This is a genomic window from Caulobacter sp. FV2ps19, assembly GCF_058681035.1.
This window is the reverse complement of the sequence record NZ_CM178729.1, coordinates 2,906,402-2,924,208: the sequence shown is the minus strand read 5'-3', so window position 1 is coordinate 2,924,208 and position 17,807 is coordinate 2,906,402. Positions and strand designations below refer to the sequence as shown.

At 63.6% G+C, this 17,807-nt stretch carries 16 protein-coding genes, 1 pseudogene and 1 other annotated feature; of the genes and pseudogenes, 6 read left to right on the top strand and 11 right to left on the bottom strand.

All coding sequences use genetic code 11. The features are described 5' to 3' along the window. Nucleotides 1–10 precede the first annotated feature (10 nt). The 4 genes from ACW18B_RS13910 to ACW18B_RS13895 all read right to left on the bottom strand — a co-directional run bounded on the left by ACW18B_RS13910 (nucleotide 11) and on the right by ACW18B_RS13895 (nucleotide 4,389). Nucleotides 11–1,051, bottom strand: coding sequence for a substrate-binding domain-containing protein (locus tag ACW18B_RS13910; protein WP_492047621.1), 1,041 nt, complete (start codon nucleotides 1,049–1,051; stop codon nucleotides 11–13). Nucleotides 1,052–1,330: 279 nt separating this feature from the next. Further along, nucleotides 1,331–2,533, bottom strand: coding sequence for a mechanosensitive ion channel family protein (locus ACW18B_RS13905; RefSeq protein WP_492047620.1), 1,203 nt, complete (start codon nucleotides 2,531–2,533; stop codon nucleotides 1,331–1,333). A 79-nt stretch (nucleotides 2,534–2,612) separates the two neighbouring features. After that, nucleotides 2,613–2,981 carry a hypothetical protein gene (locus ACW18B_RS13900; protein WP_492047619.1) on the bottom strand — a complete coding sequence of 123 codons (369 nt, stop codon included), beginning with the start codon at nucleotides 2,979–2,981 and terminating at the stop codon, nucleotides 2,613–2,615. A gap of 112 nt (nucleotides 2,982–3,093) precedes the next feature. Beyond that, nucleotides 3,094–4,389: an SLC13 family permease gene (locus tag ACW18B_RS13895; protein WP_492047618.1), complete on the bottom strand. Its 1,296-nt coding sequence runs from the start codon at nucleotides 4,387–4,389 to the stop codon at nucleotides 3,094–3,096. 96 nt (nucleotides 4,390–4,485) lie between these two features. On the opposite strand from ACW18B_RS13895, the gene ACW18B_RS13890 reads away from it, so the two are divergent. Both ACW18B_RS13890 and ACW18B_RS13885 read left to right on the top strand, forming a co-directional pair. After that, nucleotides 4,486–5,346, top strand: coding sequence for a hypothetical protein (locus ACW18B_RS13890; RefSeq protein WP_492047617.1), 861 nt, complete (start codon nucleotides 4,486–4,488; stop codon nucleotides 5,344–5,346). A 25-nt stretch (nucleotides 5,347–5,371) separates the two neighbouring features. Then, the gene (locus ACW18B_RS13885) at nucleotides 5,372–6,115 is read left to right on the top strand and encodes a universal stress protein (RefSeq protein ID WP_492047616.1); all 744 of its coding nucleotides are present in this window, start codon (nucleotides 5,372–5,374) and stop codon (nucleotides 6,113–6,115) included. Between the two features lie 30 nt (nucleotides 6,116–6,145). On the opposite strand, the gene ACW18B_RS13880 is transcribed toward ACW18B_RS13885, so the two are convergent. Next, entirely contained in the window at nucleotides 6,146–7,630 is a 1,485-nt protein-coding gene (locus ACW18B_RS13880) for a SulP family inorganic anion transporter (protein WP_492047615.1), read from the bottom strand. Nucleotides 7,631–7,682: 52 nt separating this feature from the next. Continuing rightward, nucleotides 7,683–7,736: a sequence feature (sul1 is cis-regulatory element that is thought to sense ions involved in sulfur or methionine metabolism; They are found in Alphaproteobacteria), on the bottom strand. A gap of 376 nt (nucleotides 7,737–8,112) precedes the next feature. On the opposite strand from ACW18B_RS13880, the gene ACW18B_RS13875 reads away from it, so the two are divergent. The 3 genes from ACW18B_RS13875 to otsA all read left to right on the top strand — a co-directional run bounded on the left by ACW18B_RS13875 (nucleotide 8,113) and on the right by otsA (nucleotide 10,523). Continuing rightward, nucleotides 8,113–8,268: a hypothetical protein gene (locus ACW18B_RS13875; RefSeq protein WP_492047614.1), complete on the top strand. Its 156-nt coding sequence runs from the start codon at nucleotides 8,113–8,115 to the stop codon at nucleotides 8,266–8,268. Between the two features lie 117 nt (nucleotides 8,269–8,385). Continuing rightward, nucleotides 8,386–9,153 (top strand): trehalose-phosphatase, encoded by a 768-nt coding sequence (gene otsB / locus ACW18B_RS13870; RefSeq protein WP_492047613.1) that lies wholly within the window; start codon nucleotides 8,386–8,388, stop codon nucleotides 9,151–9,153. After that, on the top strand, nucleotides 9,150–10,523 hold the full coding sequence (otsA, locus tag ACW18B_RS13865) for an alpha,alpha-trehalose-phosphate synthase (UDP-forming) (RefSeq protein WP_492047612.1): 1,374 nt from the start codon (nucleotides 9,150–9,152) through the stop codon (nucleotides 10,521–10,523). The genes otsB and otsA overlap by 4 nt, the downstream gene beginning before the upstream one ends. A gap of 41 nt (nucleotides 10,524–10,564) precedes the next feature. On the opposite strand, the gene ACW18B_RS13860 is transcribed toward otsA, so the two are convergent. Next, entirely contained in the window at nucleotides 10,565–10,822 is a 258-nt protein-coding gene (locus ACW18B_RS13860) for an ATP-binding protein (protein WP_492047611.1), read from the bottom strand. Continuing rightward, nucleotides 10,806–10,928: pseudogene (locus tag ACW18B_RS13855) on the bottom strand (hypothetical protein); the annotation flags it as partial. The gene ACW18B_RS13860 and the pseudogene ACW18B_RS13855, both read right to left, overlap by 17 nt. A 145-nt stretch (nucleotides 10,929–11,073) precedes the next feature. On the opposite strand from ACW18B_RS13855, the gene ACW18B_RS13850 reads away from it, so the two are divergent. Continuing rightward, the gene (locus ACW18B_RS13850; RefSeq protein WP_492047610.1) at nucleotides 11,074–11,370 is read left to right on the top strand and encodes an esterase-like activity of phytase family protein; all 297 of its coding nucleotides are present in this window, start codon (nucleotides 11,074–11,076) and stop codon (nucleotides 11,368–11,370) included. A gap of 201 nt (nucleotides 11,371–11,571) precedes the next feature. On the opposite strand, the gene ACW18B_RS13845 is transcribed toward ACW18B_RS13850, so the two are convergent. Genes ACW18B_RS13845 through ACW18B_RS13830 form a run of 4 tightly spaced genes read right to left on the bottom strand, consistent with a single transcriptional unit; the run spans nucleotide 11,572 to nucleotide 17,551 of the window. After that, entirely contained in the window at nucleotides 11,572–12,720 is a 1,149-nt protein-coding gene (locus ACW18B_RS13845; protein ID WP_492047609.1) for a hybrid sensor histidine kinase/response regulator, read from the bottom strand. Beyond that, nucleotides 12,717–13,292, bottom strand: a complete 576-nt coding sequence (locus tag ACW18B_RS13840; protein WP_492047608.1) for a chemotaxis protein CheB — start codon at nucleotides 13,290–13,292, stop codon at nucleotides 12,717–12,719. The genes ACW18B_RS13845 and ACW18B_RS13840 overlap by 4 nt, the downstream gene beginning before the upstream one ends. Next, a complete protein-coding gene (locus tag ACW18B_RS13835) occupies nucleotides 13,289–14,113 on the bottom strand; it encodes a CheR family methyltransferase (protein WP_492047607.1) in 825 nt (274 codons plus the stop codon). Before ACW18B_RS13835 ends, ACW18B_RS13840 begins: the two co-directional genes overlap by 4 nt. Before the next feature lie 9 nt (nucleotides 14,114–14,122). Further along, the gene (locus tag ACW18B_RS13830; protein ID WP_492047606.1) at nucleotides 14,123–17,551 is read right to left on the bottom strand and encodes a response regulator; all 3,429 of its coding nucleotides are present in this window, start codon (nucleotides 17,549–17,551) and stop codon (nucleotides 14,123–14,125) included. Nucleotides 17,552–17,807: the final 256 nt, after the last annotated feature.

The following is a 17,807-nucleotide window of genomic DNA, read 5'->3' as shown; positions in this document are numbered from 1 at the left end:
GTCTTGTACCTTAGTCCCTAGGCGGCGCCATCGGGGTCATCTTGGCGGCGGCGGCTTTCATCGCCGCATGCTGCGCGGGCGGCAGCGGGATCAGGCCGCGTTGGCTCAGATACCCGCCCCGGCCGGCGGCTGCGTCGGAGGTGAACTCCTTTATGAAGTCACTCAGCCCCGGCACGACGCCCACATGAGCCTTCTTGACGTAAATGAACAGCGATCGGGAAATCGGGTAGGCTCCGCTGGCGATGGTCGCTGCGGTTGGCTTCACGCCGTTGATGCTGGCGGCCTTGATGCGGCTGGCGTTCTCTTCAAGGTAGGAGTAGCCGAACACGCCCAGAGCGCCGGGGGTCTTTTCGAGAGTGCCGACGATAGCATTGTCGTTCTCGCCAGCGTCGACCCAGGCCCCGTCGGTGCGCATGGGATGCACCTTGGCTTTGAAGGCCTTCTCGTCGCTGTCGGCCATGCTCTTGGCGAACGGGAAGGTCTTGGCGCCGCCCTCCATGGCGAGCTCGGTCCAGGCGTCACGGGTGCCCGAGGTGGGCGGGGGGCCGTAAACCAGGATCCGCGTCTTGGGCAGGTTCGCGCTGACCTCGTTCCAGGACTTGTAGCTGTTGGTCTGGAAAGCGTTGTTTTTGACGCTGTTCTGGGCCAGGCCCACATAGAGCTGCTGAAGCTTGAAGTCGTAGTTGGGGGCCGACTTGTCCATGGCCACGACGATGCCGTCGAAACCGATCTTCAGCTCGATGATATCCTTGACGCCCTTGGCCTTGCAGGCCTCGAACTCTGACTTCTTCATCGGGCGCGAGGCGTTGGCGATATCGGGGAAGCCCTCACCGACGCCGCCGCAGAACAGCTTGAAGCCGCCGCCGGTGCCCAGGCTCTCGATCTTGGGGGCCTTCTTGCCGGTCTTCTTGGCGTAGTTCTCAGCCGTACGGGTCGAGAACGGGAAGACCGTGGACGATCCCGCGGCCCACACGTAGTCGCGCGCGGCGTGGGCCGACGGCGCAAGAGCCACGAGACCTAGGGCTGCGGTCGCGCCGATAAGATGTTTCATCTTGAGTATCCTGGCAGCTTAATTTGATTGGCCGAGTACGCTGCGGGCTATTCGCAGACCGGGCCGGTTTCCACAGACCGATCAGTCGCACATATGCCCATGAACTCGGGACGTGTTGCCAGAGGATGATGACAGTTTGGCGACAGCGATCGGTTAGCGCGAGCGCAATCGCCTGGCGTCGGTTTCAGACCTGATTTCTACGCTGTCGGTGAGTCTCCTGACTGCGTTCAAGAACAACTTCGGGGCGCTGCAAAAAACGCCGCGTCCGATGCTCGTTTCTCAGGAGAAACTGGCGCGTTTCTCGCCGCGTCGGGTTGGCTCCAGCAGTTCGCGCGCGTCGGGCTGGCGGTCCGGCATGACGATCTGCAGGTGAGGGAAGGGGATTTCGACGCCCTCAGCGTCGAAGGCCAGCTTGATCCTGCGGTTGTATTCCCGACCGATTGTCCACTGCTGCAGAGGTTGGGTTTTGATGCGCGCCTTCAGCACGACCCCGCTGTCGGCGAGGGCATCCACCCCGACCACCTCGATCGGCTCGAGAATGGCTTCTGAGAAAGGCGCCTCGGCCTGCATTTCCGCGCCGACCCGACGCATGATGCCCAAGGCGTGATCGATATCCGACCCATAGGACACCTGCAGATTGAAGACATAGTAGGAGAAGGTCTTCGTGAGGTTGTGAATGATCTGGGCCTCGCCATACGGGAAGACGTGCACTGTGCCGTCAAAGTCGCGCAGTCGTATCGTCCGTAGAGTCATTTGCTCCACCAGACCGCCGCTGTCGCCGATCCGGACAATGTCGCCGACCGAAACGATGTCCTCGACGATGAGGAAGATGCCGGTGAGGAAGTCCTTGACCAAGGTCTGGGCGCCGAAGCCCAGTGCTATGCCCGCGACGCCTGCCCCCGCCAAGAGCGGGCCGATCTGCACGCCAAGTTCGCCCAAGGCCATCAGTGCGGCGACGATCATGATCGTGGTCTGGGCAATGCCCTGTAGCAAGGGGCCCAAGGTGCTCAGTTGTGCGCGTCGGCGAGGTTCAAGAGATTGATTGGCGATGCGGTCCATGCCGCGGCCGATGACAAGACCCACCAGCTCAAAGGCGGCGACCGCCACGATTAGCAAAACGCCCAGTCGCGTGGCGGCGGCCAGCATGCTCGACCCCGTTGGGGTTGAGGTCCAGCCGAACAGATCAAAACTCCAGATTTCTGAAATGGCGACCAGCGCCGCCAATCCTGCTGCCAGTTGCACCACCCGACCGACCAGCCGGGCCAGTCGGTTTTCACGGACGGTGCGCTCGGCGCTCGAGTCGCCCGGCAAGCGATGTGCGGCATAGCGGGTTAGGCGCCGTGCGCTTTGCGCTGCGGCTAAAGCCAGGGCCACCGCGACAAATGTGAGGGCAAGATTGATCCCCCAAGCGGCCGGGCTGAGTGTGGAAAAATGAGCGACGAGCTGGTTCAGGCTCGCCAGGATGCGTTCGCTCGCGGTCATGCGCTGCGCGTCTCCATGGCGGAATTTCGGTGTTGGGCCGCGTGACTTCGGCGACCCATCGAGGTGAGATGTGCGCTCGCTAGACGGCGCAGGGTTCGTTCTGATGTCTTGAAAGAGCCCGTCGTACGCGGGCGATTTGCTGGGGCGGAGCCAACCATTCCGGCGTCCCGCTCGTGGCGTGCATCATGTCGTCCAGCATCATCGAGCGGACGCCCCAGGTCGCCATCAGGGCTTGGGCCAGTTCCGGCGACTTACGTTCGCCTGTCGGTTCGTTGACCAAGAGGGCCAGGGTAGGGCTGGTTTGCGCCGCCATGGCCAAGGCCATTCTGGCGGTCTGGATCGGTCCCACGACGCGCAGGTCCGCCTCGAACAGATCGCTGATAATGCTCGCGGCGGCGGTTTCGTCGCTGCAGATCAGCAGTATGGTGTCTTTTTCGTGCTCATGCATATCGTCCCCGCTTTCGGGAGCTGAACCGTCAGCTCAGCGAGAGCGTAACACGATGAAACGGGGCTCGGGACACAATGGTCTAACGATATTGTGAGGCTTGAGCCGGGAACCGCTAGAACGGAAAAAAGATCGGGATCACGGCGACCCCGACGACCCATGTGATCAGGTTCAGGGGCACACCGATGCGGACGAAGTCCAGATAGCGATAACCTCCCATCTGGTACACGAGGACATTGGTCTGATAGCCGAACGGCGTGGCGAACGCCGCGCTGGCCGCCATCATCACACCCACCAGGAAGGGGCGGGGATTGACGCCGAGGCTTTCCGCAAGCGCCACCGCCACCGGCGTGAGTAGTACCGCCACGGCGGCGTTGGACAGGATCTCGGTCAGGAACAGGGTGGTTCCATAGATCAAGGCCAGGGCGTAGAGGGGGCCCAGGCGCTGGAACAGGCCGACCATGGCGTCTGTCGCTAGGGCGGCCAGGCCTGTCACCTCCAGCGACAAACCGATCACGACCATTCCGGCGATCAGCAGCAGGATCTCGGGTCGCAGACCCTTATAGGCGTCCTCTACGCTGATGGCCCGGGTCAGGACGAGCGCCACGGCGCCGGCGAAGGCGGCTGCGGCGATCGGGATCAGGCCCAGGGCCGCGACCAGAACGACCAGGATGAACACCAGGAGCGCCGCGGCAGCCTTGATCGGCTGAAGCGGGGCGTCCGTGGGATAGAGCGCGGGGTCATCCCCTGTTGGCGGGTTCCCCAGCGCCAGATGGGGGAGCTCGGCGGGCGTCGGCGCATCGGTGGTGAGCAGGCGGTTGCCCAGAAGAACCATGTAGATCGCGCCGGCCAGGGCGACGATCAGGGCGACCGGCGTGATCTCGAACATGCCGAACCCCGGCTGGCCAGCATTGCGCGCCATATCGTTGACGAGCAGATTGGTCGAGGTGCCGATCAGGGTGCAGGCCCCGCCCAGGATGGAGACATAGGATAACGGGATCAGGAATCGCTTGGGCGAAAGGTTCATCGACTGGGCGACATCGCGGACGACCGGAGCGCCAAGCACGACGATCGGCGTATTGTTCAGAAAAGCCGAGGCCACCCCGCAGAGGCCTATGACAAGCCAGAGGCCGACCTCGCCCAGACGGGCGCATAGCCGCGTCGCCCTGCGGATCAGGACGCCAAGAAGGCCTGACAATTCCATCGCGTAGGCGATCACAAACAGCGAGGCCAAGGCGATGATCGCCGGGCTGGCGAATGCTCCCTGAACCTCGATCGGCCTTACGGTTCTCGTGCCGAGCAGAACCGCCGCGCCGGCGAGGGCCACGACGTCTGAGCGGAGTTTGCCCTGGATCATGGCCGCGACCACGCCGACCAGAACCGCCAGAGCAATGATCTGCGGAAGCGTCATGCCGAACCGGCTCGAACGCGCGGCCGGTCGTCAGTCGGTGCGATTGGGGAACTTGGCGGGTACAACGCGAACCTTTTTATCTGCTAGGCTCTCGCCATGACCGAGAATAGAGCAAGGTCCCCCGACCGCAAGTTGGCGCTGGTTGCGCCGATCGTCATCGTTCTGGTGGCGGTCATCGTCCTGATCGTGATGCTGGTCAAGCCGGCGCCGCATCCGGAACCGGTCGCTGCGACTCAACCCAGTCCTCCACCCGCGGTGATCGCCCCACCTGCCGTGGTTACGCCTGCGACAGTTTCCCGGTCGGATCTTATCGCCGGCGCCGCAGCCGCGCGTTCGGCCTATGCCGCAGGTGAAGCGCTGCCGGGGAAGGCTGGGCCTCAGGTCGGTCGCCCCTTTGAGATCAGTCTCGCCTTCGGCTGCACCGGACCGGTCACCGATCCCGGGTCGGCGCAGGTCTATTATCAATATGACTCCCAAAAACAGGCTTTGCGTCTGGTGGCGCGCCCATCCATCTGGACGGACCTACCCCTTATCCGCGCGCTTTCGGCGCCCAAGCCCGCTGAAGCTGTCGAGGGGTTCTGGGTGCCCTGGTCCTGGACGGCCAGTGAGGCTTGCCCGCCGCCTCGTGACGGCCCGCCCCCGGCGACTCCCACCCCTGTCGCAGCGCCAACGCTGGGTCTGGCGACTCTCTATGGGCCAGACAGTTCACGTGTCGATCAACGCGGCGACCGGCCTTACGAGTTTCTGGTCAAGCTGACCAAGCCTGAAGCGCCCGTCCTGTCCCGGACCTTCAGGCTGAAGCTGGAAGGTCGGATCGCGAGCTTTCCCGATGGCGCGGCTGTGCGTTGCTGGAGCGAGTCAAACGAGCATCGCCCTGTTTGCCTTTACGCCGTGGACATCGATCGTGTGGCGTTCGAGGATGATCAAGGCGCGGTTCTGACCGAGTGGCGTCGTTAGGCGACGCGGCCCGGGACTCGACGTTATGCAAAGGGTTTTGGCCTGTATCGATGGCTCCAGCTATGCCGCGAGCGTTGGCGATCACGCCGCCTGGTTTGCCGAGCGGATGGCCGCGAGCATCGAGCTGCTCCATGTCGAGGCGGGTTTGTCGGGCAAGGCTCAGCAAGCCTTACTCTCGGGCGTAGCGGGCCATCTGCACGACCAAGGGATAACCTCCATCTCTCAGAGGCTTGAATCTGGGCAGTTTCTCGAGGTCTTGGCCGGGGCCGGGGCCGGGGCAGACCTTATTGTGATGGGAAAGCGCGGAGCTGACAGCCAAGCTGATCGTCTGGTCCTTGGCGCGCATGTCGACGCCGTGCTGCGCGCGACCCCCCTACCGGTTTGCCTGACGTCCAAGATTTTCCTGCCGATCGAGAGGGTGCTTGTCCTCCTCGATGCCGATCCAAATCATCGAACGGCTCTGCCCTTCGTCATGTCTCATCCAGCGTTGGTTGGGCTATCGCTGGATCTCATCGTGACGACGGCCAATGGCGAAGACTCCTCGAGCAAGATCGCCCTAGTTCGGGATGAATTGCGCGACCGGGATGCCGAGGTTTTCGCTGTTGAAGGGGATCGCCCCGGCGAAGCTGTCGAAAGCTATATGGCCTCCCGCGGGATCGACTTAATTGTCATTTCGCGCACCGTGCTGATGCCTGACGGTTCCGGGCCTCTGGGGCCGATCCATCCCACAGGTCTCTGGAACGCGAGAACCCCGGTCCTTGTCTGCTAGATTTGTCGCGCCCAAGTGCGATCGTGTCGGCTAGTGTGCAGGCGTCGCTGTCCCCAGAGGGCTTTTGTCGGATTTGCCGACCCGATCCACTAGTGTCTGGCTGGCCGCGTTCATACCGATGACGTCAACTTGCGCGCCCTGTCGCCGGTAGCGAAACACCACCTTGTCGACGGCCGCTACGCCGGTCAGATCCCAGATATGGACTAGGGTCATATCGATCTCGACCTGTTTGGGATGGCCGTGATGTTCAAAACTGGCGGCGAAGAGGTCGGCGGATGCGAAGAACAGCTGACCTGAGACGCGATAGCGCAACAGACCGTCTTCGGGCGTCTGAATCTCGCTCACGGTCAGGGTCTTGCCGACCTTGCGCATGAAGAATACGGCCGAGAGCACCACGCCCAGCACCACGCCCTTGGAGAGGTCATGTGTCACCACGACCGTCAAAGTGGTAGCGATCATGACGATCGACGACTGCACCGGCGTTGACCGCAGTCTCCGGATCGCGCCCCAATCGAATGTGCCGACCGAAACCATGATCATCACCGCGACAAGTGCGGCCATCGGAATGCGCGCCACCCAGTCCTGAAGCACCAGAATTAGGAACAGGAGGAAGAGCCCCGCCCATAGGGTTGAGAGCCGCCCCCGAGCGCCGGAGGTGACGTTGATGATTGATTGGCCGATCATGGCGCAACCGGCCATGCCGCCAAACAGCGCCGAAGCGATGTTGGCGATGCCTTGGCCGCGCGTCTCGCGATCCTTGTCCGACGGGCTGTCGGTGATGTCGTCGAGAAGGTTTGCGGTCAGCAGGGATTCCAGCAAGCCGACGAAGGCCAAGGTCGCCGAGATTGGAGCGATCAGCCGCAGGGTTTCCCAGGTCAAGGGCACGGACGGCAAGTGAAACAAGGGCAGGGTTGAGGGCATCTGACCCATATCGCCGACGGTGCGAACGTCCAGGCCCGTGATCATCGCAAAGGCGCTCAGCGCAATGATCGCGATCAGGGCTGACGGCACGGCCTTGGTGATGAAGGGAAGGCCGTAGATGATCGCCAGGCCGGCGCCGACCATGGCGAAGGTCTGCCAGTTGGCGCCGATCAGTTGAGGCATCTGGGCCAGAAAGATCAGGATCGCCAGCGAATTGACGAAGCCGGTCATCACGCTCTTTGAGACGAACTTGATGTAACGTCCCAGTTTCAGAAGGCCGATGATGATCTGGAACACACCGCAGAGGATCGAGGCGGCGAACAGGTATTCCAGGCCGTGGTCGCGAACCAGGGTGACCATCAACAGGGCCATGGCGCCCGTCGCGGCCGAGATCATGGCGGGGCGGCCGCCTACCAGCGCGATGGTCACGGCGATCACGAATGAGGCGTAGAGCCCCACGGCGGGATCAACACCCGCGATGATCGAGAAGGCAATGGCCTCTGGAATCAGAGCCAGGGCCACGACGGTCCCCGCCAGCAGATCGCGGCGCGGATTGGCGAGCCATTGTTGGCGCGCCGAGGCAAGCAGGGTCATCTTGTTCAGTCTGTCGATCGCGGGGAGGCGCGATGCGCTTCAAATCCGCTCGGATTTCCCGAGGGATGGGCGCCCGGGGTAGCCACCCGGTTTGCCCGGGTCCTTAGTGAGCCTTCGCTGATGCCGGAAAAAGCCATTCTAGGCAAGGCGCGCTGACCATCGCGAAGGGCTGCCCTATGCGTCACCGGCTTCCACGATCTGGGCCGCCTTACGAAACGGCAAGCGACCTTGGCGGATGGTATGGAGAAGGCTGGCGCTGCAATAGCGGTAACCTAAGCCTCACTTTGGCGTTATAGAGGCCCCTCGGCCGGATTGACCTGCTAGGCTAGTCCGCGTCGGGGAAGATCTCATAAGGCTTCAGACCGGCAGGGCCGAGGCTCGTATCGCATTGGGCGGTAGGGTTCGCCGTCCCGCAGACGGCAGATCCAAAATCTTGGAGACGTTTCGCGCCGCGCACGGCGCCGGATTTAAAAGGGCTGTTCATGACACCATTCGCCGCCGCCGACGCGCCTAGTCCCGTCGCCTCCGAACTTCAGGTCGCAGAACCGCCGCCCTATGGCGCGCTGACAATTCCGGCTGACACCGACACGCCGCGACCCGCCGAAACAGATTTCCTGCGATTGGTTCGCGCCCTCTAGCGGGCTTGGCCGCGGCGCAAAGGCGTCGGCGGCAGAGACAAATCTTCAAGGCCCGGAACGACGACAGGCAACCCTGGGGGCGCCTGTCGCGCTCGGCGTGACATTTGCGGAGGCGGCATGAGCGCCCACATTCTGAACTTTCCAACGGCGCTGACGCCGCCACCGCCTGTGCCGATCGCAGGCCACGCCCTGTTCGTGGATCTGGATGGAACGCTCGCGCCGTTTGCCGACCGTCCAGACCAGGTGGAAGCAGACGCTAGACGTACAGCCATTTTGAAACGGCTTGGGGTCCTCTTCGAGCAGCGCCTGGCCGTGATCAGCGGCCGCTGTTTGTCTGATTTGACGGTCCTGACGGGTGGGGCTGTGGTTGCGGCGGCTGGCGTTCATGGTCTGCAGCGCCGCACGGCCTGGGGCGACGAGATCGCGTTCCGGAGCGACCCGCGTTTGAGCGACGCCTTGGCGGTCTTCAACGCCTTATCCAAGGCCCAGAAGGGACTGCTGGTCGAGGACAAGGGTGTCAGCGTCGCCTTGCACTATCGTCTTGCGCCCGGCGCGCAGGACGCCGTTCGTGACGCGGCGCGGCGACTGGAGGTCTCCTCTGATCTGGTGCTGCAGGAAGGCGACCATGTCGTCGAACTGCGCACGGCGGGGCCAAACAAGGGTGACGCCGTCACTGCCTTTCTGGGCGAAGCGCCTTTCAGCGGCGCGCGACCGATCTTTGTGGGGGATGACGTCACCGACGAGGACGGGTTCAAGGCCGCCGTCGAGGCCGGCGGCTTTGGCGTACTGGTCGGTGCGCCGCGGGGCACGGCGGCGCGCTATCGCTTGGATGGTGTTGATGCGGTGCTCGACTGGCTCGAAGCGGCCGGGGAGGAGACCGCATGAGTCGGCTGATCGTCGTCTCCAACCGGGTCAATCCGCCCACCGACGCCAATGTTGGGACAGCAGGCGGGCTGGCCATGGCCCTGGCCGCCGCCCTGCGCGAATATTCGGGCGTCTGGTTCGGCTGGAGCGGTGAGACGGTCGAAACCTTCTCGGGCCAGATATCGATGCAGAGAGTGGCGGGGGTGACGGTCGCTCTGGTCGATCTCGAAGAGCAGGATCGCCAGGAATATTACAACGGCTACGCCAACAAGACGCTTTGGCCACTGCTGCATTCGCGCACGGATCTGGCGGCTTTCGAGCGGTCGTTCGGCGAGGGCTATCAGAGGGTCAATCGCCGGTTTGCGGAAACCCTCCGCCCGCTCATCGGGCCCGATGACCTCGTCTGGATCCACGATTATCACATGATCCCGATGGCCCAGGAACTGCGCAGGCTGGGGGTTACCAACCGCATCGGCTTTTTCCTGCATGTGCCCTGGCCCGGTCGGCGATTGATGACGACGCTGCCCGAGCACCGGGAACTGGTCGAGGCGATGCTCGACTACGACCTCATCGGATTTCAGACGCGCGATTCCCTGGAGGCTTTCTCCGACTATGTGACGCGCGAACTGGAGGGCGTGGTCGAGGACGGCGTCGCGATCGTTGGCGATCGTCGGGTAGCGATCGGCGCTTTTCCGATTGGTATCGAGGGCGACGCCTTCGCCGCGACAGCCAAGGGCGATGAGGCCCAGGCGATGTTGGCGCGCCTGCGAGAGAGTCAGGCGGGCCGCAGGATGATCGTCGGCGTCGACCGGTTGGACTATTCCAAGGGGCTGGAAGAGCGGTTCCTGGCCTATGAGCAACTTCTGGCTGACCATGCCGAATGGGCCGAGAAGGTGTTCTTGCTTCAGATCGCCACCCCCAGTCGTGACGAGGTCGAGGCCTATCAGGAAATCCGTGCGCGCTTGGAGGGGGTCTCGGGCCGGATCAACGGCGCCTATGCCACGGTGGAGTGGGTGCCGATCCGCTACGTCAATCGCGCTTATCGGCGGGATGAATTGGCCGGGATCTATCGCGCGGCCGATGTGGGCCTGGTCACCCCACTCCGGGACGGCATGAATCTGGTGGCCAAGGAATATGTCGCCGCTCAGGACCCGGAAAATCCTGGCGTGTTGGTGTTGTCGCGGTACGCCGGCGCCGCCGAGCAGATGACCGACGCCTTGATCGTCAATCCGTTCAGCCGCGAGGACATGTCCGAAGCTCTGACCCGGGCGCTGTCCATGCCGCTCACCGAGCGCCGCCAACGCTGGGAGCGCTTGATGGAAGGTGTGTCGCGCGACGACGTTGCGGCCTGGCGCGACAACTTCGTCCACAGCCTGCAGGCCCCCGCCTGATCAAGACCCCCGCGGCGGGGGCGCGGCGTCTGTCGCCGCCCCTAGGTCGGCAGCACCAAGCGGAACCGCGCACCGCCGAGGCGATCTTGCGCGCTGGCGTTGTCCGTCCGCAGGGCGAGTGTCCCGCCATGCGCTTGGGCGATCTGCCGCGCGAGGCTCAGGCCGACGCCCGATCCTGTCGACTTGGTCGTAAAGAAGGGCAGGAACACCTGATCCCTTTGGTCAGACGCGACACCAGGACCGGAGTCCTCGATCGTCAGGGCAAGTGAACCGTCGCTGGTCTCAACCGTCAGGCGCACATGCGGGTGGGACGTCGAACAAGGCTCGGGCCGCCCGGCTCACAGCGATGATCTGATCGTCGTGGCGTCGCAGCAGAATCGGCGATGGAACCTGATCCAAAAGAAGGCGAAGACGCCGCCGGCTTAGATCGGCCTAGAGGGCGGCGCCGGGACGCACGGCGCCACCGGTCCGGAAAACACGACCATCGAAAAAGCTCTGAGAAAGGCTGGCGGCCACGGCGCCGGCCGCCAAAAGGCACAACAGTGCGTTGGTGCAGATCCGCAAGGGGCGCTTCGCGTTTCATTGCCGCCTCTATCTGGTCGACAGTCGCGGGGCTCAGGATATCGCCGGGCGACCCAACCTGGTGGACGACCCGGCGCGTCCACTGGCCAAACGGCTGCTGGTCAATTTCGATCGGCTGGAGGGCGTTGACGCCGGCAATCTGGAAGCCATGGCCTGGGGGCCGCGCCTGAGGGACGGGCGCTGGACCCTGGTGCTGATGTCGGACGACAACTTCGACCCCGAAAGTCCCCGCGCCATTCTGATCTTCGCAATCTCGCGCCTGTAGGGCAGGGGAGGCCCGAACGGGACACCTGTGCATGGCTTTCCTTGGTCAAGCCTGCGAGCCGCGCTTGTCCTGGGCGATCCCAAGTGGGGCGCTGGCAATTGGCCGTCGTGTCACTGACTTGAAATCTCGAAACTTCAAATCGAGCGTTGAAAGCGATCAAATTTCCGAACGACCACGGTGTCACCCTTCAATCCGGTGAACCTAGTCTAGGTTCGGGGGGATCGGAATCCTGACGCTGAAGGTGCTGCCCTTGTCCTGACCCGCGCTCTCCACCTCGATTGTCCCGCCGTGAAGAGCAACGAGTTGCTTCACCAGGGCGAGGCCGATTCCGAGCCCCCCCTGCGCCTTGGCGAGGTGATCCTCGACCTGGGCGAAGATCTCAAAGATCCGGGGCTGCATCTCCGGCGCAATGCCGACGCCTGTGTCGCTAACCTTGATCTCGGCAAAGCCGCCGTTGGCTCTGGCGAACAACGTCACGACTCCACCCGAGGGCGTATATTTGGCGGCATTATTAAGCAGGTTGGACACGACCTGAGCCAGTCGCGTGTGGTCAGCCTCGAGCCAGATCGCTTCGCTGGGAATGTCGACAATGAAGCGATGATTTCCCGCGTCCAGACTATGCTGGCTCGTCTCGATCGCCGACTGAAGCGCTTCGCTCAGTGTGATCCGCTCCTTTTTCAGCGAGATCTTTCCTTGGCTGACCCGCGAAACGTCGAGCAGATCGTCGACCAGGTGGGAGAGGTGGGTCAGCATCCGGTCCATACGGGAGCGGATATCCTTGGCGCGCTCGGCGGGTACGTCCTTGCCCAGCAGGTGAAGTCCACCACTCAGAGCTGCGACGGGGTTGCGCAGTTCGTGGGCCAGAACCGCCAGGAAGCTGTCCTTATGGCGATCGGCTCGCCGGAGGGCCTGGGCGGCGATCTCGAGTTCATCGCGCTGGCGTTCGATCTGCTGGCGCTGCCTGTGCAGTTCGAAGAACACCTTGGCCTTGCTGCGCAGAATATCGGCCTCGATGGGCTTTTGAATGAAGTCCACTGCGCCGGCCTCGTAGCCGCGGAAACGACGCCGGCTGTCTGCAGCGCCGGCGGTCACGAAGATGATCGGAGTGTGACGCGCGCGAGCATTGCCGCGCATGAATTCGGCCAGCTCGAAGCCGTCCATGCCGGGCATTTGGACGTCGAGCAGCGCAAGCGCAATGTCGTGCGCCAACAGCAGTTCCAGCGCCTCCTCGCCAGATCGGGCCTTGAGGCAGACAAGCCCGTCCTGCTGAAGCAGGGCCTCAAGCGCCAGCAGGTTCTCTTCGAGATCATCGACGAGCAGGAAGTTGATCGGCTTTTCCGCGATCATCATGGAGCTCCCAAGCTCGAAAGGTAGGATGCGATGGTGTCCAGGTCCATGCGCCTTGCGGAGGGACAGGATTCCAACGCCGAGCGCGGCATGGTCGACGCATAGGCGCCGTCAGGCTCTTCGACGATAACCTTGCCTCCGGCTTCCGCAATCGCCTTGAGACCCGCCGCGCCGTCGTGATTGGCGCCGGTGAGGATGACGCCAACCAGCCCGTCCCCGTAGGCGTCCGCCGCGCTCTCGAAAAGCACGTCGATCGACGGGCGAGAGTAGTTCACGGTTTCATCCGTCGACAGGGCGAGACTATGGTCTGTCTCGACCAACAGGTGGTAGTCGGAGGGCGCGAAATAGATCACGCCAGGGGCGACGGGTTCCTTATCCTCGGCCTCCTTGACGGGGATCTGGCACTGGGCCTGCAGGAGGGACGCAAGCTGGTTGTCGCGATCCGAAGGGACGTGCACCACGATCAGCACCGGAAGACCATAGTCTGCGGGGAGGGCTGGCAGGATGGTCTGCAGCGCCTGAACGGCGCCGGCCGACGCGCCGATCGCGACGGCCCTGATCGGCGCCGGACTCATGGCTCGCGCCTTTGATAGATCTTTTCCTCGGGCACGAAGTCGGCAAAGGCGGGGGCGTGGACGGAAAAGCGCAGGCTCTCCTTCGAGCCCAGGCCCAGGAAGGCCTTGCGGGCCAGCGAGTCCCGGAACAGACCGATGGCCCGGTCCTGCAGCGGCCGATCAAAATAGATCATCACATTGCGGCATGAGATCAGGTGCATCTCGGCGAAGACCGCGTCGGTCACCAGGCTATGGTCCGAGAACACGACCCGCTCGCGCAGGGTCTTGTCGAAGGCGGCGCGCCCGTAGTCGGCGGTGTAGTAGTCAGACAGCGACGATTTGCCGCCCGACTTCTGGTGGTTCTCGGTGAATTTCCGGATGCGATCCAGGGAATAGACCCCGGCCTCCGCGGCGCTGAGGGCGTCTGGATTGATGTCGGTGGCGTAGAACAGCGTCCGATCGTAGAGGCCTTCCTCCCGGAACAGGATGGCCAGAGAATACAGCTCTTCACCCTCGCTGCAGCCCGCGATCCAGACCTTCAGCGACGGGTAGGTCCGAAGATGCGGCAGGACCTTTTCGCGCAACGCCCGAAAATAGGACGGGTCACGGAACATCTCACTGACCTGCACGGTGAGATAGCCCAGCAGGCGCGGCAGCAGGGCGGGGTCGTGCAGGACCTGTTCCTGCATCGCCGAGATGCTGCCAAAGCTCAGTTGATCGCGCGCCAGCACCAGGCGTCGCTTGATCGACGCCCGCGCATAGTGGCGAAAGTCATAGTGATAGCGCTGGAAAAGCGCTTCGAGCAGAAGCTGGATCTCGAGGTCCACAATGGAGTCAGGCACGGGTCATGCTCATCGTGGCATCCAGACCCGAACCAGCGAGAGCAGCTTGTCCACGTCGATGGGTTTGGCCATGTAGTCGTTGGCGCCGGCGGCGATACACCGCTCCTGGTCGTCGGGCATGGCCTTGGCGGTCAGCATCACGATCGGCAGTTTGGCCCACCGGGGCTCGTCGCGGATGTGCCGGGTGGCCGTCAGGCCATCCATGACCGGCATCATCACATCCATCAGCACCAGGTCGATGGCGCGCGACGGATCCTCGGCGGAGCGGGCCAGGGCCTCGATCGCTTCCTGACCGTTGCGGGCGATCGCTACCTCGGCGCCGCGGGGCTCCAGGACGTTGCTCAGGGAGTAGACGTTGCGAATGTCGTCCTCGACGATGAGGATGCGGCGGCCTTCCAGGACGGCGTCGCGATTGCGCGCCTTCTGGATCATCTTCTGCTGTTCGGGCGGCAGGTTGGACACCACCTGGTGCAGGAACAGCGAGACCTCGTCGAGCAAACGCTCGGGCGACTTGGCGCCCTTGATGATGATCGAGCTCGAATAGCGGCGAAGCCTCTGCTCGTCGTCGGCCGATAGATCATGCCCGGTATAGACGATGACCGGCGGGAAGGCCCGGTTGCTGTCGCGGCTGAGCGTTTCGAGCAGCGAGTAGCCTGAGGCGTCGGGCAGGGAAAGGTCCAGGACCATACAGTCGAAGGTTTGCTGCTTGAGCTGTTCCAGGCATTCGGCCGCTGTTCCAACGCCGACGGTTTCAACGTCACCCGAGGACAGCAGCCTGCCGACGGCGTCGCGTTGCACCGGGTCGTCCTCGACGATCAGCACCCGCCGCATCGTGCTGGCCAGTTTCGCCTGCAGGGACTGAAGCACCTCGGCCAGGGCTTCGCGCTTGACCGGTTTGAGGAGGTAGCCGATCGCGCCGAGCGACAGGGCGGTCTGGCTGTGATCGCCGGCCGAGACCACGTGAATCGGGATGTGCCGGGTGGCTTCGTCCCGCTTGAGGCGGTCCAGCACTATCAGGCCCGATTCATCGGGCAGCCCGACGTCGAGAACCACAGCGCTGGGCTTGAACTGGCGGGCCAGTTTCAGCGCCTCTTCCGCGGTGCTGGCAACCAGACAGTGGAAGCCGAGCTCGCGGGAGAGGTCGCGCACGATACCCGCGAACTTATCGTCGTCCTCGACCACCAGCAACATCCGCCGACCGCCGCCAACCTGCTCGCGATCGTCATCGATGGTCTGGCGCAGAGGCTTTGAGCGCTTGGCGCGCGCAGGCGTCGGCGCGGGGAGTGGCTCGGCGCTGGACGGCTGTTCCCGTGGCGCGACCTGGGAAGGATCGTAGGCGCGGGGCAGGGTGATGGTGAAGGTGCTGCCCTGGCCGGCCTGGCTTTCGAGTGTGATCTTCCCGCCCAGAAGGCGTGCGAGCTCTCGCGAGATCGACAAGCCCAGGCCTGTTCCGCCATATCTGCGGCTGATGGCGCCGTCAGCCTGGCGGAAGGCCTCGAAAATGGCCTGCTGCTGTTCGGCCGACACACCGATGCCGGTGTCGGTTACGGCGAAGGCGAGGTGGTCCGAGCCGACCGGCGCGATCGTCAGCCGCACGCTGCCGGCTTCCGTGAACTTGAAGGCGTTCGACAGCAGGTTCTTGAGGATCTGTTCGAGGCGCTGGCGGTCGGTCTCGATCAGCGGCGGGCAGTCGTCCGCGACGTGGATTTCGAAGTCCAGGCCCCGATCGTTGGCGACGGGCTGGAACACCTGGCGCAGATCGCCCGTCAGCCGCGAGAGCGGCAGGCTTTCGGGGCGAACCTCGACATGGCCCGCCTCGATCTTCGACAGGTCGAGGATGTCGTTGATCAGCACCAGCAGGTCATTGCCCGACGAGGCGATAGTCTGGGCGAACCTGACCTGTTCGCTCGACAGATTGCCGTCTGGGTTGTCGCTGAGCAGCTTGGACAGGATCAACAGAGAGTTCAGCGGCGTGCGCAGCTCATGCGACATGTTGGCCAGGAAGTCGGACTTGTACTGGCTCGCCTTGGCCAGTTCCCGCGCCTTCAGGGCGACGGCGGCGGCGGTGCGTTCCAGCTCGTCGCGCTGCGCTTCCAGCGTCTGGGCCTGCTCTTCCAGCTGGCTGTTGGTCTGTTCCAGCTCGACCTGTTGTTGCTCCAGCCGCGCCTGGGATTCCTTCAGCGCCCGACCCTGCTCTTCCAGTTCCTCGTTGGAAACCCGCAGTTCCTCGCTCTGAACTTGCAGTTCCTCAGCCTGGCGCTGAGTTTCCTCCAGAACGTCCTGCAGTTGGGCGCGATAGCGCGCCGATCGCAGGGCAATACCGATGGAGCTCGCAGCCTCGTCCAGAAGATCGACCATGCGCGCGTCGACCGGATGCAGAAAGCCCAGTTCGATGACGGCGTTGACCACGTCGTCGGCATGAGCGGGCACGAGGATCAGGTGCCGGGGCTTATCGCGCCCCATCGCCGAGCCGATGGTCAGGTAGCCGTCGGGAATGTCTCTGACGATCAGGGTTCGACCGTCAACGGCGACCTTGCCCAAGAGCCCTTCCTTGGCGGTGAAGCGGACGGGCACGTCGGCGTCCGCCGCTATGCCGAGGGCTGCAGCGCGATAGAAGTGGCCTTTTTCGCCCTTGAACAGGGCGCCAGCCTGAGCTCCCAGATATTGTGACAGGAAGCTCAAGATGCTGTCGCCGAGTTCCTCGACGGACTTATCGCCCATCATAGAGTCGGAGAGGCCCACCAGACCGGACTGCAGCCATTCCTGGCGAGCGCGGGCGAGGGTGCTTCGACGGATCAGCACGAACACGGCGGCGGTGAGCGCCGCCCCCAGCAAGGCGGATAGCAGGCCGCTGACCATGGCGGTTTCGTAGGCCTTGTCCATCTCCGCCACGCGGATCTGGCGCAGGCGCTGTTCTTCCGCCCGCATCACATCGAGCTGATTGCGGATCGCGGCCATTTCGACCTTGCCGCGGTCGGTGGCGACCACGGCCATCGCCGCTTGCGCGCCCTGGCTACGTCGCAGGGCGATCGTCTCCTCCAGCTCGGCCAATTTGGCGCCGATGCGGCGTTGGACCTGGGCAAGATTGGTCTGTTGGGCGGGGTTGTCCTTTGTGAGCGAAGCCATGGCATCGACACGCGAAGCGACGGCCGCCGCCGCACTCTGATAAGGTTCGAGATAGCGATCGTTGCCCGTCAGGAGGAAGCCCCGCTGGCCGGTCTCTGCGTCCTGAATGGTCGAGAAAAGTTCGTCGATCGAGATCAGCACCGTGTGGGTATGTTGGATTTTCTCGCTGTTGGTCCGCAAGACTTCAATGTTGCGGTAGGCGATGATGCCGCTGACGAGGAAGAAGGCGAGGACTAGGCCCAGCCCCAGCGCCGTCCATAATTCCACCTTGGTCCGGGGAGCAGACGGGCCACGCGGTTCGATTAGCGCCATGGAGATCTCGAGATCGAAGGTTGTCGGAATGGGCCGAGGTAGGGTTTGGACGAGCTAGCGGGTGATCCTGAAGTCCTCAAGGCTCGAATGGCGAGCCTTTGGGCGGCGATACGCGCGCGGACGATCAGGTTCCTGGTTGAGGCGCCAGATTTGGGCGTCGCTCGGTGCGACGTCAAACATGCAGCTGTTTTCAGCGCCGCCGCCAGACCAAAAATACTCAAAAGTCACTTGCCCCCTGGCCGGCGCCTCGGCGCGT

Excerpts from the sequence above, each read along its gene's own strand:
- ACW18B_RS13910 (WP_492047621.1), bottom strand. The coding sequence starts at position 1,051 with ATGAAACATCTTATCGGCGCGACCGCAGCCCTAGGTCTCGTGGCTCTT.
- ACW18B_RS13880 (WP_492047615.1), bottom strand. The coding sequence starts at position 7,630 with ATGACCCTGCTTGCCTCGGCGCGCCAACAATGGCTCGCCAATCCGCGC.
- ACW18B_RS13890 (WP_492047617.1), top strand. The coding sequence starts at position 4,486 with ATGACCGAGAATAGAGCAAGGTCCCCCGACCGCAAGTTGGCGCTGGTT.
- ACW18B_RS13845 (WP_492047609.1), bottom strand. The coding sequence starts at position 12,720 with ATGATGATCGCGGAAAAGCCGATCAACTTCCTGCTCGTCGATGATCTC.
- ACW18B_RS13840 (WP_492047608.1), bottom strand. The coding sequence starts at position 13,292 with ATGAGTCCGGCGCCGATCAGGGCCGTCGCGATCGGCGCGTCGGCCGGC.
- ACW18B_RS13895 (WP_492047618.1), bottom strand. The coding sequence starts at position 4,389 with ATGACGCTTCCGCAGATCATTGCTCTGGCGGTTCTGGTCGGCGTGGTC.
- ACW18B_RS13900 (WP_492047619.1), bottom strand. The coding sequence starts at position 2,981 with ATGCATGAGCACGAAAAAGACACCATACTGCTGATCTGCAGCGACGAA.
- ACW18B_RS13830 (WP_492047606.1), bottom strand. The coding sequence starts at position 17,551 with ATGGCGCTAATCGAACCGCGTGGCCCGTCTGCTCCCCGGACCAAGGTG.
- otsA (WP_492047612.1), top strand. The coding sequence starts at position 9,150 with ATGAGTCGGCTGATCGTCGTCTCCAACCGGGTCAATCCGCCCACCGAC.
- otsB (WP_492047613.1), top strand. The coding sequence starts at position 8,386 with ATGAGCGCCCACATTCTGAACTTTCCAACGGCGCTGACGCCGCCACCG.
- ACW18B_RS13875 (WP_492047614.1), top strand. The coding sequence starts at position 8,113 with ATGACACCATTCGCCGCCGCCGACGCGCCTAGTCCCGTCGCCTCCGAA.
- ACW18B_RS13885 (WP_492047616.1), top strand. The coding sequence starts at position 5,372 with ATGCAAAGGGTTTTGGCCTGTATCGATGGCTCCAGCTATGCCGCGAGC.
- ACW18B_RS13905 (WP_492047620.1), bottom strand. The coding sequence starts at position 2,533 with ATGACCGCGAGCGAACGCATCCTGGCGAGCCTGAACCAGCTCGTCGCT.